This is a genomic window from Methylocystis sp. NC52PC (assembly GCF_055698645.1).
Genome location: NZ_CP170127.1, coordinates 2,658,643 through 2,670,781 on the forward strand (window position 1 = coordinate 2,658,643; position 12,139 = coordinate 2,670,781).

Annotated in this window: 18 protein-coding genes; 6 read left to right on the forward strand and 12 right to left on the reverse strand. The window is 59.1% G+C overall.

What is annotated here, in order from left to right; all coding sequences use genetic code 11:
- Positions 1 to 69: 69 nt before the first annotated feature.
- The 3 genes from ACETII_RS14855 (at position 70) to ACETII_RS14865 (ending at position 1,446) form a co-directional block, all read left to right on the forward strand.
- A complete protein-coding gene (locus ACETII_RS14855) occupies positions 70 to 204 on the forward strand; it encodes a hypothetical protein (protein ID WP_472786008.1) in 135 nt (44 codons plus the stop codon).
- A gap of 75 nt (positions 205 to 279) precedes the next feature.
- Positions 280 to 525 (forward strand): hypothetical protein, encoded by a 246-nt coding sequence (locus tag ACETII_RS14860; RefSeq protein ID WP_363347173.1) that lies wholly within the window; start codon positions 280 to 282, stop codon positions 523 to 525.
- 222 nt (positions 526 to 747) lie between these two features.
- Complete coding sequence (locus tag ACETII_RS14865) at positions 748 to 1,446, forward strand: response regulator transcription factor (protein WP_472786009.1); 699 nt, start codon at positions 748 to 750, stop codon at positions 1,444 to 1,446.
- A gap of 92 nt (positions 1,447 to 1,538) precedes the next feature.
- On the opposite strand, the gene ACETII_RS14870 is transcribed toward ACETII_RS14865, so the two are convergent.
- The 5 genes from ACETII_RS14870 to ACETII_RS14890 all read right to left on the reverse strand — a co-directional run bounded on the left by ACETII_RS14870 (position 1,539) and on the right by ACETII_RS14890 (position 4,533).
- Positions 1,539 to 1,973, reverse strand: a complete 435-nt coding sequence (locus tag ACETII_RS14870; protein ID WP_363347177.1) for a hypothetical protein — start codon at positions 1,971 to 1,973, stop codon at positions 1,539 to 1,541.
- 145 nt (positions 1,974 to 2,118) lie between these two features.
- The gene (locus ACETII_RS14875; protein WP_363347179.1) at positions 2,119 to 2,454 is read right to left on the reverse strand and encodes a hypothetical protein; all 336 of its coding nucleotides are present in this window, start codon (positions 2,452 to 2,454) and stop codon (positions 2,119 to 2,121) included.
- 116 nt (positions 2,455 to 2,570) lie between these two features.
- Entirely contained in the window at positions 2,571 to 3,161 is a 591-nt protein-coding gene (locus ACETII_RS14880) for a hypothetical protein (protein WP_472786010.1), read from the reverse strand.
- A gap of 40 nt (positions 3,162 to 3,201) precedes the next feature.
- A complete protein-coding gene (locus ACETII_RS14885) occupies positions 3,202 to 3,501 on the reverse strand; it encodes a hypothetical protein (RefSeq protein WP_363347183.1) in 300 nt (99 codons plus the stop codon).
- A gap of 318 nt (positions 3,502 to 3,819) precedes the next feature.
- Entirely contained in the window at positions 3,820 to 4,533 is a 714-nt protein-coding gene (locus ACETII_RS14890; RefSeq protein WP_363347185.1) for a response regulator transcription factor, read from the reverse strand.
- A 375-nt stretch (positions 4,534 to 4,908) separates the two neighbouring features.
- Between ACETII_RS14890 and ACETII_RS14895 the strand changes: the two genes are divergently transcribed.
- Entirely contained in the window at positions 4,909 to 5,712 is an 804-nt protein-coding gene (locus ACETII_RS14895; RefSeq protein ID WP_472788175.1) for a L,D-transpeptidase, read from the forward strand.
- A gap of 2 nt (positions 5,713 to 5,714) precedes the next feature.
- Here ACETII_RS14895 and ACETII_RS14900 read toward each other — a convergent pair whose 3' ends face one another.
- Positions 5,715 to 6,032: a NepR family anti-sigma factor gene (locus ACETII_RS14900; protein WP_363347189.1), complete on the reverse strand. Its 318-nt coding sequence runs from the start codon at positions 6,030 to 6,032 to the stop codon at positions 5,715 to 5,717.
- A gap of 184 nt (positions 6,033 to 6,216) precedes the next feature.
- Here ACETII_RS14900 and ACETII_RS14905 point away from each other — a divergent pair, with 184 nt between their 5' ends.
- Positions 6,217 to 6,987 (forward strand): bestrophin-like domain, encoded by a 771-nt coding sequence (locus ACETII_RS14905; protein ID WP_472786011.1) that lies wholly within the window; start codon positions 6,217 to 6,219, stop codon positions 6,985 to 6,987.
- A gap of 10 nt (positions 6,988 to 6,997) precedes the next feature.
- Here ACETII_RS14905 and ACETII_RS14910 read toward each other — a convergent pair whose 3' ends face one another.
- The 4 genes from ACETII_RS14910 to ACETII_RS14925 all read right to left on the reverse strand — a co-directional run bounded on the left by ACETII_RS14910 (position 6,998) and on the right by ACETII_RS14925 (position 10,277).
- Positions 6,998 to 7,798, reverse strand: a complete 801-nt coding sequence (locus ACETII_RS14910; protein WP_363347193.1) for a cyclase family protein — start codon at positions 7,796 to 7,798, stop codon at positions 6,998 to 7,000.
- 132 nt (positions 7,799 to 7,930) lie between these two features.
- Complete coding sequence (locus tag ACETII_RS14915; RefSeq protein WP_472786012.1) at positions 7,931 to 8,242, reverse strand: hypothetical protein; 312 nt, start codon at positions 8,240 to 8,242, stop codon at positions 7,931 to 7,933.
- A gap of 124 nt (positions 8,243 to 8,366) precedes the next feature.
- Entirely contained in the window at positions 8,367 to 9,341 is a 975-nt protein-coding gene (locus ACETII_RS14920) for an outer membrane protein (protein WP_472786013.1), read from the reverse strand.
- Positions 9,342 to 9,581: 240 nt separating this feature from the next.
- Positions 9,582 to 10,277: a response regulator transcription factor gene (locus ACETII_RS14925; protein ID WP_472786014.1), complete on the reverse strand. Its 696-nt coding sequence runs from the start codon at positions 10,275 to 10,277 to the stop codon at positions 9,582 to 9,584.
- 303 nt (positions 10,278 to 10,580) lie between these two features.
- On the opposite strand from ACETII_RS14925, the gene ACETII_RS14930 reads away from it, so the two are divergent.
- Positions 10,581 to 11,090 carry a hypothetical protein gene (locus ACETII_RS14930; RefSeq protein WP_472786015.1) on the forward strand — a complete coding sequence of 170 codons (510 nt, stop codon included), beginning with the start codon at positions 10,581 to 10,583 and terminating at the stop codon, positions 11,088 to 11,090.
- A 77-nt stretch (positions 11,091 to 11,167) separates the two neighbouring features.
- Here ACETII_RS14930 and ACETII_RS14935 read toward each other — a convergent pair whose 3' ends face one another.
- Entirely contained in the window at positions 11,168 to 11,422 is a 255-nt protein-coding gene (locus ACETII_RS14935; RefSeq protein WP_472786016.1) for a hypothetical protein, read from the reverse strand.
- Between the two features lie 111 nt (positions 11,423 to 11,533).
- The gene (locus tag ACETII_RS14940; protein ID WP_363347204.1) at positions 11,534 to 11,833 is read right to left on the reverse strand and encodes a hypothetical protein; all 300 of its coding nucleotides are present in this window, start codon (positions 11,831 to 11,833) and stop codon (positions 11,534 to 11,536) included.
- Positions 11,834 to 12,139: the final 306 nt, after the last annotated feature.

A 12,139-nucleotide genomic window follows, 5' to 3' on the forward strand; every position in this document is an offset into this window, starting at 1 on the left:
TCGCGCACTTACCGCCTCATCGCCCTGGGCTACCGTCGAAACATCAGAAGAGAAACACGGGAGTTGAACATGACCAAGGTCACCAAAATCCTCACGACGATCGCCTTGCTGCTGAGCTTCAGCTTTGCCTTTGTCGCCCCTGCGGCTGCTGTTGAAGGCTTCGACAATTTTGACGCCCGCGCCTGCTACTGCACAGATCCGTAATAACTGCCGTTCTAGTTTGTGTCGGGGGTCCGTGCTATCGCAAAGCCGATAGTTGACCAGCGAGGGGGCCGGCCGATGCGAATGAAGATTTTGTGTGTTGCTTGTGGCGTCGTTTACGCCAATGTCGCTGTTGCGCAGCAGGTCATCAACCCGATCGTGCTGGCTCCCGCCGCACGTGCTGCGCTTCCACAAGGCGAGGTGACGATCGTCTCTCAGCGAACAATTCGATATGCAAAACAGAAGCGATCGAAGCTTCCCCCCAGAGGATTCACCGAAGACGAAGGGTCGCCCTTTGACTGGCCCTGGGCTGCTCAGCTGTAGTTAGCAAATTTCGTTTTCCGTAAAGCTTGTGCGTGGGCGTCTCGGGTCGGGAAATCGACGCGCGTCAACTTAACGCCCGCGCTGCGAGCCTTTCTCAACCGCTGACTTGACTATGAGCCAAAGCTTTGCAGAAAATCTGCGACATTCTGACAAGGTGCGTTGTGAGCGTTATATTGCGTTTAATTGGCAGCGTTTGATTCTGACACTCACTTGAGGATCGCCGTGGGAGACGTTCAAGACCAATTTTTCAGTGAAACCTTTCTTGCGAACTCGAAAGCGGAAGTCTTACCGCCGACCATCGTTATCATCGAAAGCCGCGCCCTTATCCGCGATTGTCTGGCGATGTGCCTGCGTGAGAAGCTCGGACTTCCAGTCCTGACCTTTTCCAGCGTGAGCAATTGGCGCCAAAGTCGGCACGCTATTCCGGCGGGCGTGATCCTTCTCGGCGGCGTCGAGGAAAGCGACGTCGAGCAGGCTCCGTTGGTTTCTGAGCTCTCCAGCTGGGGGCAGGACGTTCCGGTCATCGTAATATCGGAAAAGGTCAGCTCGGATCGCGTGGCGAGCAGCCTGCTTGGCGGCGCGAAAGGCTACATCCCGAGCGACACCCCGCTCGAAATCGTCGCACGCGCGATCAAGCTCGTCCTCGTCGGCGGCGTCTTCGTGCCAGCCGACGCAGCCATCGAGATGTGGCAGGGCGCTGCGCCGAATACCGCTCAGTCTGAAAAGGCGCCGGGCTTTACCGCGCGCGAGCTCGAGGTCGCGAAGGCGCTGCTGAAGGGGATGTCCAACAAAGTCATTGCTCATGAGCTCGGCGTGAGCGAGAGCAGCGTGAAACTGCATATCCGAAACGTGATGAGGAAACTGCAGGTTCGCAATCGCACCGAGGCGGCGATCAAACTAGGAGACATCCTGTCGCCGTGAGCCAGCGGGCGCTTTGGAGGAGAAGCCGGGGACGGCTTCTTCCCAGGCAGTGAGAACGCGCGCGATCCAAGGGAGCGGGCAAGCGTTTTTTACTAATTGAAGCGGCGCAAAACAGCCCGGCGCTCGTTGCGGCCATGTGCGAGCAAAGGCTCCAGCATCTGCGGCGCGCCAAAAAAGCTCCGTACTTCATTAGGAACATAGGCGAGCTTTTCGTTCAGAAGTTCGATTACGAGCGCGACGCTTTCCTCGATATTAAGGCCGGGTAGTTCGAAGTGGCCCGTTTCTAAACAGGATGAGAGCTGGTCGAGCTCAGCGCGACCTGCCTTAGGGTCAGTCAGCTCCGATAGAACGTCCACTGCAGCGACGTCGAGCGCTCGGGCGAGGGCGTCAAGCGGCGACTCTCCCTTGCGCCAACCTCCGATATGATAGGCTAGAATTGCGCGTTTGGAGCTGCGCCACTCACGGTCGATGCGTCCCCAATCTTCCTGGGATGTGATCCGCTCAGCAGCGCGACCGTCCTGTTCCATTTCGGAGCCCTGTTGCTTCTGGCGCTCTCAATAATAATGGCGCAGGCGTTTTTCGCCTGATTTTCGCAGCAATGTCCCGAGCCGACGCGCGGCTCGGGAGATCTGCCGTGATGCTTGGCTTTTGCAGCAGCCCTCTCGCCTTTCGTCAGGGATTTCCGAGACCCGGCAGGGGCGGCAGGGATTCGATATGCTGGCCAAGACCCGTGTAGCTTTGATTGCCGACCTGGGTGACGCCAGCAGTGTTCGACTGTGAGCTTCCGGCTTTCCCGATGGAGACCTGCTGCACGCCGACAAAATTAGTCAGGCTGTTCTGCTTGACGTCGAGATCGTTGTGCTGGCCAAACTGCACGCCCGCGACGGCGCCCAGCAGCGGATTGTTGATGTTGACGCCGATAAAGCTCGGGCTGACGCTGATGAAGCCTTGCGCCTGGGCCTGGCCTGCTCCAGCGCAGACCAAAAGTGGAATAAGCCAATATTTCATTTTCATGCTCCGCTCATCTTCGGCGATCCCGTCGGGCAGGGACGTGGCCGCATTCGAGGATAGAGTCGCGGCTAAGGAAGCCGCGACCTGGTTCGACTCCAGCCAGGAGCAAGTTGTCAGGGCGCGCTGAAGTTCAGCGGAACCTGGCCTTGAATGACCGTCGCCTTATTAATGGCGTCACCCCCTTTGGACGTGTCGCCGATGGACTGATTGATCGTCAATTCTTGCGAGAGGGACTTGTTTGCCGCGTTGACAGGGATCTGCACCTGCAAGACCGACGCCTTATTCAGCGCAAAACCGCCTTTTGACGTGTCGCCGGTCAGCTGGTTCAATTTCAGTTGCTGTGTGACCGAAGGCGTCGGCGGCGATGCGGGCGGCGTCAAGGGCGCCAAAGGCGCGAGGGGCGCGCCGCCGGCCGATTGGGTCGAAGAGGTGATCGTTATCTCAGCGAAGGCAAGGCTGTTTGAGAGGGCCATAATGGCGGGGACGAGAAGAAACTTCTTCATCTTGATTCCTCCTGATGTCCCTGTGAATTGACGCCGAGAGGCGCACCAGGGATCTATTTGGGAGGCAGCACTAGGTTTGGCGCCTGTTTGGCTGCCTAGTTTTAGAAAAGCAGCGGCCCACTTCCTACTCGCTGTATCAGCAATGCTTAATGCAATGGGCGGGAACGCCGCCGGGTCCGGTGCGAAGATCGCGGCCGGCAATGGGCCGCGATCCTCTCTTAGCGAACTAGCGCGTCAATTCTCACGGAGCGCCGAAGTTCAGCGGAACCTGAGCCTGGATCACGACGTTCTTGTTGATCGCGTCGCCGCCCTTGGAGGTGTTGCCGATCGTCTGGCCAAGCTCCGCCTTCTGCGAGATGTTGCCGGAGCCGGCGTTGACCGGAACCTGCGCCTGCACGAGGAAGGACTTGTTCAGGGCGAAACCACCCTTGGAGGTGTCGCCGATCGTCTGGTTGAGCTTCAGCGACTGGCTGATGTCGAGAGCGAAGGCGAAGTTGGTCGAAAGGGCCACCGCGGCCGAAACGAGAAGCAGCTTTTTCATAGGAATTCTCCCAGAATCCACAAGGAAGCTCTACTGCGAGCTTACAGTTGCGAATGTAACTGGGCCGTGGATATGCCGATAGGCGCCATTTCGGCTCAATTAAGGCAAACTTTGGCAACAAAAGGACAGGGTGAAGGCGCCCGTTTGGCGTACGTACTTATCCGTGGAGGAGAGCGGCTGGGCGATCCGCATCTCCCTCCTCGGGTCTATTTCGATCGGACGTCGTCTGCGTGGTCTCTTCCCTGGCCCTGTGCAGGAAGCGGACCAAATGCGCTGATACTCTTTTCAAACCGGCGAACGCGGACGCTGAAGCGGCGACTATTTGGCGGGCTTTGCGACCAGTTCCGCGATTTTTACGACAGCTTCAGTGCGATTGCGCACCTGCAGTTTCCGCATCACGTTTCGGATATGGACTTTTACGCTGCTTGCGCTCATGCCAAGTTCATAAGCAATCACTTTGTTGGACTTGCCCTTCAACAAGGCTTTTACGACGTCGTTCTCGCGAGCGGTGAAATCCACCTTTGGGTCGTTGGCGGTGGAGTCGGTCCGCGCGGTTTTCCACATTTCCTTCGCCGCCTGCGCGGGGACGAAGACGCCGCCCGACAGCACGAGCCTGATCGCCTGCGCCGCGACCTCTAAAGGCGTGTTGCTCGGGATATAGCCCTTCGCGCCGTTGCGAATAACGTCGCTCATGTGATCCAGGCTGAAATCGTCCGAGAGAACGATGACCGGCACGGGCTTTTGTTCGCCTGAGGACTCGTGCACGATCTCCGAACGCCGTGCGTCGATCTCCGTCTCTCGGCCGCTCAAAATGATGATGCAGGCTGAGGACCCCGTGGGATCCCGGCTCCAACTCCCCATATCCGGATAGGCCAATACGGGAAGGGCCAGCTTTTTTTGGAGGCTCAGCGCCAAGCATTCGCGGATCAGGGAGCGCGCTTCGATGATGACGACCGAGGGAGCCGTCAATAGAGGCAGCCCAAGGCCGCTTACCTCATTAAGGCGAATCTGTTCTTGAACCTCAGCGATCATATAACCCCCCTTCGGACGCGCGTCTCTCACAGAGTAATTGCAAGGATTCCGCACAGTAGGCGTTGAGAGAAATGCTAAGCCTCTACGTTGCTATTCTGCACGTCCGTGTAATGTCGCTTTTATAACGCGATCCACGCTAACTACTCTTGTGGCGATCTGCCAAGGAAGCATTCGCTCATGAACAACGTTCGATCGTTGATGTTGCGGTGTTGCAACATCTTAAGCGGTTGCCGGTTCTGGCCGATTTCGGTTGACGATCGCCCGATGAAGTTCGCCAACGCCCCCCGGGGCCGCTTGGCGCGCCGCCGCAACCAGCCCCCGTTTTGCCGAAATTGGCTTACAAAAAAGCGCGAGGGAGGAAGTAAAAACAAGATGATGCGCAGGCTCGCACCGTTTCTTCTCATCCTGGCCGCGGTCCTCGCGTCCGGCGCTCGCGCCGCGTCCGCGCAGAGCTACAGGGACTCACGGGACCCTTATGTCGTGGATTCCTGGTCCGACGACGATGATGGTGAAGCGATTCCTTACGAGAGCTTCGACCGGCCGACACGGGCCTATCCCCGTCGAGATTTCCCACTCGAGCGGCCGGGCAGGGGCGTCGATCCCTCCTACGGCGAGATCGAATCAGCGCCGCGCGGGGGTCCGCGCCAACCGCGCGTCGCCGCGCTTCCCCGCGACGCCGACCCGGCCTATTCGACGCCCTTGGATTTCGACGACCTCGTGGACCCCGGTCAATCCACGCGCGAGCCAGTGCGCGACCCGACAGGGGCCCCGCCCGGCGCAATCACAATCGATACGCGGGCGCGCAAGCTTTATCTGTCGCTCGGGGGAGGACAGGCGATTCAATATGGCGTCGGCGTGGGGCGCGAGGGGTTCTCCTGGAAGGGCAAAGCGCAAATCGGTCGCAAGGCCTTCTGGCCAGGATGGACGCCGCCCAAGGAAATGTTGCTACGGCGTCCCGACCTCCCCTTACACATGGAGGGCGGCCTCGAGAATCCGCTCGGCGCCCGGGCGCTGTATCTCTTCGCCGGCGCCAAGGACACGATGTTTCGCATCCACGGCACCAATGAACCGGATACAATCGGGCAGGCCGTATCTTCAGGCTGCATCCGCATGCTCAATGCGGATGTCATCGATCTTTATGGCCGCGTCGCCAAGGGAACGCAGGTCGTCGTGCGCTGACCTCAGCGGCTCTGCTGGGCGTCGAGCGCCTCAACGAGAGCGAGGATACGCTCCGGAACCGGCTGGCGCAGCATGGCCTCATAGAAATCCGAGAGCTGGCGGCTGAGGTGATCGGTGGCCACTTCCTTGTAGCGGGAGGCGAGAAGCTTCGAGGCCGGGTCGCCGTGCAGGGGCGGATTCGATCCGCCGGCTTTTCCGGCGCGCCGCAGCATCGCGGAGCCGGCGAGGCTGTCATAGGACTTGAGCGCTGTGGGACGCTTCGCGATTCTGGCGGCGCCGAGATCGTTCGGGCCAGTTTTTCCGAGTTCGAGAAGGTTCATCGGGCGCCTCGAGTCTGTTGCACGGGCGCTTCCAAAAAGGAAGCAAAAGCAAACGCTCACGGAAGCATGATGAGACCGCAAAAGCGTTAATTAACCGTAAAAGCTCTTAAGTTTTTGGTTTTTTGACTTTTGGGCCCCCCTGGCTCCATGATTTGCTCAAGCGACGTTCTACTGGAGAGGCGACTTGCTGTTTTTATGTTCCCTGCCCCTATGGCTGGGCGCCTTTTTCACCGTGCTGGCGCCGACGGCGCTCGCCATGCTGGGCCCAGTTCTCGTGCGCAAGCGGTATCCGCTGTCTGTCCTCGTGAAGAACAACGAAATCGCCGGCTTCAAATTCGCCACGATCGGCGTCATCTACGCGGTGATCCTGGCTTTTGCGATCGTTTCAGTTTGGGAGAAATTCAGCGAGGCCGAACTGCGCGTCTTGCAGGAAGCGGGGGCGTCGGCGACAATTTTTCGTATTGCGAGGGGAGAGGAGGCGGAGGCCGTCGCGACTCGCGCCGCCTTGCGCCAATATCTGACGACGGTCGTCGAGGACGATTGGCCGCGGATGGCGATTGGGGCCGAAGGCCGCGATGCGACCAAGGCGCTCGATGCGCTCTATGCGGCGGCGATTCGTCTTGTCGACGGCAGGCGACCGGCCGTCGGCGTGGAGGTCATGAAAGAACTTGGGGCCATCACAGAAGCGCGTCGGGGACGGCTCCATCTTTCGATCGGCGTTGTGCCGCCGGCGCTTTGGGCGATGCTCCTTTCCGGCGCGTTGGTGACGATCGGCTTCACCTACTATTTCGGCATGGAGAACCTGCGCGCTCAAACTACAATGACAGGCGCTCTGTCCTTTGTGGTCTTTCTCGGTCTTTTTATCATCCTTTCCTACGATCGTCCCTTCACAGGAGACGTTTCCATCCATCCTCATGCAATTCGCACGCTTCTCGAGGATTTCGGCGACGGCTGAAGAGCAGGCGCTAACGTGGCGCGAAGGCGATGACCCGCGCCGGCGCGCCGGACCCCTGCGCAATCTTCATCGGCATGGCCATGACCAGCGCGCCCGTTGGCGGCAACTGATCGAGGTTGGTTAGATTTTCGAGGCCCGGGACATTGGCGGCGCCAATGATGCGGTGGACCATGAAGTCCCGCGAGGGCCCGATATCCACGCTTGCTGTATCGAGGCCGATCAACGAAACGTGTCGTGCGCTGACGAGCAAGGTGGCCGCCTCCGGCCCAAAAGACGGGAAATGAAGGTTGGTCGCGACTCCAGGCGTATCGTCGCCAAGATAAGACTTGCGATCCGGCCAACGCGCGCTCCAGCCGGTGCGCAACAGCACGATGGCGCCGTCTGGAATGCGCCCGTAGCTATTCTCCCACGCCTCGATATCGGCGGGGCTCAACGCATAGTCGGGATCCTTCGCCGCCTTGGCGGCGATGTCGATGACAACCGCGGGGCGTATGAGCCGGTCGATTGGAATATCCGAATTGGTCCAGTGATTTTCTGCAAAATGCATGGGCGCGTCGATGTGCGTGCCGCCATGCTCTGGAGAACAAAAGGCGTTGGAGTAATAAAAGAAGCCACCCTTTGTAAGCCCCTTGTGCTCTTGCTTGAGCTGGAAGCCGGTGGGCTCGGTCGGCCAATAAATTGTGTTGGCGTCATAGGGATGGCTGAGGTCGATGACCTTGGACGCGGCGAGGTCGATGGTCTGCGCCTGTGCGCCCGCCAGCCAGCCGGCTGCAGCAGCCGCGAAAACGATCCTGATGACCCGACGCTCCATCTCTCCCCCCAGATCGCCCGCGGCAATGAGCCAGAAGGGGAGAGTGCCCTATTGCGCCGGTTCTGCCAACTCCAGGCATATGCGACGTGAGCTTCGAGCGGCGGCGCTCAATGCGCCGCCTGTCGAGTCAGATCAGGGCGGGGAGGTGGAAAATGGAGACAAATTATTGAACGTCACAATATGCTGGCCCAGATTTACGAAGTCCTTGGGCCCCGTCTGTACGACCGTGGCGTCGTTACTGAGCTTTTCATTCGGTTTGCCGACGGCGAGTTGCTGCACGGCGAAAATATTCACCGGGGCGCTCTGCTGGGTGGAAATGACGTTGTTCTGACCCGCCTGCACGCCGGTCGTTACGGTCACAAAGGGGGTGCTGTAAGTGTAAACCTGCGCCTGCGCCTCAGCGGCCCCAATGCAGACGAGAATGGGAATAAGCCAGTATTTCATGTTTTCAACTCCCACTTCCTGGCAACGATATTCAACGCTACGCATCGTCGCAATCGCTGCATCTGATTGCGGGCCGATTGGGCCCGCAATTCTCAGCGATGTCCGGCGCCGCCCGGTCTCGTCGTCAATACTTCGCGACGATCGGAACTGGCGCGCCCCAATTAAAGTGGTAGCTCACGCCCGCGCGGACAATGTTTCCGTTGAGCCGGGCGCGCACCTGGCCGCCGAAAATCGCCGGGTCGGGAAGGAACGATGCAGGGTTGACCGAACTCATCACGAAGTCGTCCGAGAAGGAGCCCAGGTCGTAATAGAGATACTCGACCTTTGCCGACCAGTTCGGGAGGAACATCCACTCGAGACCGCCGCCGGCCGTCCATCCGGTCAGCACCGTCGAGATGTTCACGCCGCCAGCGCCAGGGCCAGTGAAGAAATTACCAGGGCTGAGCGGCGTGGGGCCCGTCGGCGCGACGGAGGTCAGCGTGTTCACATTGACGCCGCCATAAGCGAAGCCGCCGGTGCCATAGACAAGCAGGGTCGGGATCACAGCCCAGCCAAGGCGGCCGCGCACTGTGCCGAGGTAGTTCAGGCTACCGCGAACGGCTGTGACGCCCGCGTAACCATCGCCGACGAGCGGGCCGAGCAGACCGGGGACGGCCACATTCGTCAGGACAGTTCGCGAGCCGTTGCTCGCCGCGACGCCCTGGAAGTCCGCCTCCAGGCCAATGACGAAATTGTTGTAGAATTGCCAGTTGTAACCAAACTGGCCGCCGCCGATGAAGCCGCCGTTGTTGCCGGAGTTGACGCCGCCGGCAGACGCAGCCGTGCTGAAAGCCGCCAGGTAATTGCCTTGGTCGAAAACAAAGGCGGACGGAAGCGCCCAAAAAGGACCGGCTCCGAGGGGGCTGACGGCGATGGTTTGCTGATTACTATTCGCCCAAGTCCCGCCGGCGTTGAGACCGACGTAGAACCCCGTCCAGGTCGGCGGAGGCGGCGGCGGCGGCGGAAGGACCGGCGGGGCTTTGCGAGACGGGAGATCGGCGGCCAGCGCCGACCCAGCGGTCAGCGCGAGCGCGGCGACGCAGAGAGCGATCTTTTTCATTTCGGTAACCCATCCTCACACAGCGCATAAACGCATAGTTTCTCGTTCCAAGAACGGTTACCCCTGAAAGAGCTCAAAGCAAACTGGATTCACGCCGCACTGCACTCGTTTCTGAGCATGCGTGTTCTCGAGGTCACACTATGGCGCGCGCTTATTGTAAAGATGCAGCTTGTAGGGCGACGATTTAAAGCTGCGCTCAAGTCCGGCAAATGGCGTTTTGAACGGAACTCGTCGCAGTGGTCACCGCGAAAAGGTGCAGCGAATAATCTGAGAAAGCTTGGTGACCGCTTCTGTGCGATTTCGGGCCCGCAACTTACGGAAAACGCTTCGGATATGATATTTGACGCTGCTTTCCGCCAACCCGATGTCATAGGCGATGACTTTGTTGGACTTGCCTTTCAATAAGGCTTCGACAACCTGGTGTTCCCGCTGCGTGAAATCAGTCGACGCCCTCGTTTGCGGAGGGTTGGCCCCGTCTTGCGGCCCCTCCAGGTCCATGACATTCGCCGGGATGAAGCAGCCGCCAGCGAGCACCAGCTGAATTGCTTCGGCGGCCACGTCGAGCGACATCTCCATTGGAATAAATCCGCGCGCGCCACAACGAAGCGCATCGGCGACGTTCTGTGCGCTCGGAGCCTCGGCGAGGATGATGACAGGCGGGGCATTTTCGAAGACCGAAAGCTCCCGGAGGAGTTCATGCCACAGGGCGCTCGCCACGCCTTGGCCGCTCACGACAATCACGCATTTGGCAAAGGTGGAGGCGCTATGGCTCCAATTTTGGAGATCGGAATAGGTTGCGATGGGAAGCAGAAGCTTTTCTTGAAGACCGAGCGCCAGACACTCGCGTATGAGCGTCCTCTTATCGATTAAGACGACCGTCGGCTCCATATCGACTGGTCGATCTGTCTTCGCGTAAAATTCAGCCGTTTCAACCATTGGGTCCCCCACGGGCGCGCAATAGGAAGGCTACGCGCGAGGAGTCCAAATAAGCCTTGAGACAAACGCTAAGATTTTACCAATCATCCGCTTAAGAGGATGAGAGCGCACGCCTTAAGAGGAACAAGCGCGCTCGCGCCTGTGCGATCCAATTGGGCTGAAGCCAACTGGATTTTGCTAGGCGAGGCCCTGGCTGGGAGGTCGAAAAGCTAAGGAACGAATACATAGGCCAGCGCGTTGTTCTTCAAGCGTCGCTTTCCGCACGGGAGGCCGCATGTGGCCAAACCGGAAGGAAAGCTTGCGATGACCAGCAACAACAACAATATTTGCTGGCGCAGGCTCTTCGTTATCGGTGGCTTGCTGTCGTTTACAAGTGCGTTTGGCCAAGTGCTTGCGCCTTTATCTGTTCATACAGCCCCACAGGCGGCGCTAAAGCAGGGCGCCTTCGCTTTGCAGGGAGCCGCGCCTCTTCAGGCTTCTGCGGCCCTTGCCGAAGGTCCGGCAGCCGCGACGCCGTCGGCTGCATTGGCGAGCAGCTTCCTCGCGCCGGCGCAGATTGCGACGATCGCCGCGGAGCAAACAATCAATCCGACAGTTCTCGCGCCCTCGGCGCGTAAGTTGATCCCGAGGGGATGCATGTTGATATTGTCGTGCCCGACGGCGAACAATCGGCGGCCTTATTTTGCAAAAAGCCTGCCGCCCCAGCGGAGCGTTGAAAAGCATTGGCGACCAATGCGCTCGACGCATGTCCAAATGAAGCGGGGCATGGGCAAGCGCCATGCCGACCTCGCACATTTGTCAGCCTCGAAATAGCTCATCCGTCGCGGCGTCTCGCACGCTGCGAAGAAGCGGGATCGCTCAATCACATTGATTGACCCGGCGCTCTCCGGCTACTCGTTTCTCTCCTGAGGGCCAGTGCGCTGGATAATAACGGCGCTGCTGTTCTGGCCACGCTGCTTGACGACGACAGAGCCTGGCGCGGATTGCACATGCGTTTCGGCTTTCGTCTCACCAGGGCTCGTCTGAATGATGGTCACGGAGCTGCTGGAGCCGCCGGACTCGGTGACGACGTTGATCTCATTCGCATATGTTGGGTGCGACATGCCGATCAAGCTCACGAAAAGCGAAGCATGGAGGCGATTCATCGGCCTGCGCCTGTTCATGAGGCCATGGATGAACGATGGGCGTGGCCTTCCAAGATGAGATCGCGGCCGAGCGGCCGCGATCTGCTTGTCATCCAGCCTCGAAGTTTAATCTCAGGGGGCGCTGAAGTTCAGCGGAACTTGGGCCTGGATCACGACGGCCTTGTTCTTGGCTTCGCCGCCCTTGGTGGTGTCGCCGATCGACTGCGCGATGTCCGCTTTCTGCGTGACGTTGCCCGACGTCGTGTTCACGGGAACTTGCGCCTGCAGAACGAAAGCCTTGTTGAGGGCGAAGCCGCCCTTCGAGGTGTCGCCGATCGACTGGTTCAGCTTAAGCGACTGGCTGATGTCGAGAGCAAAGGCAAAGCTGCTCGAAAGAGCAAGAACAACGGGAACAATAATGAGCTTTTTCATATGACCCTCCTAGTTTTTGGGAAGCCAATGAAGGCTTCAAAAACATTCTACGGCTCCGTCGACGAGGTGAACAGACGCCAATTCGGCTAAGAGGAAACATGGTTTCGCCCCAAAAGGATTAAGTGCGGGCGCCCAAATGGGTGACGCCAATTGCTACGCTCATGCTGTGAGGTGTAACTAACTGTAGCTTAGCAATAAGATGTGTTGCAGAAAAACCGCATTGCACAGCGAACTTCATCCGAATTGAACAGGAAGCTAGCCTTAGTCAGGATGTTCTGATTACCGTCTTGCTGAGATCACGAATTG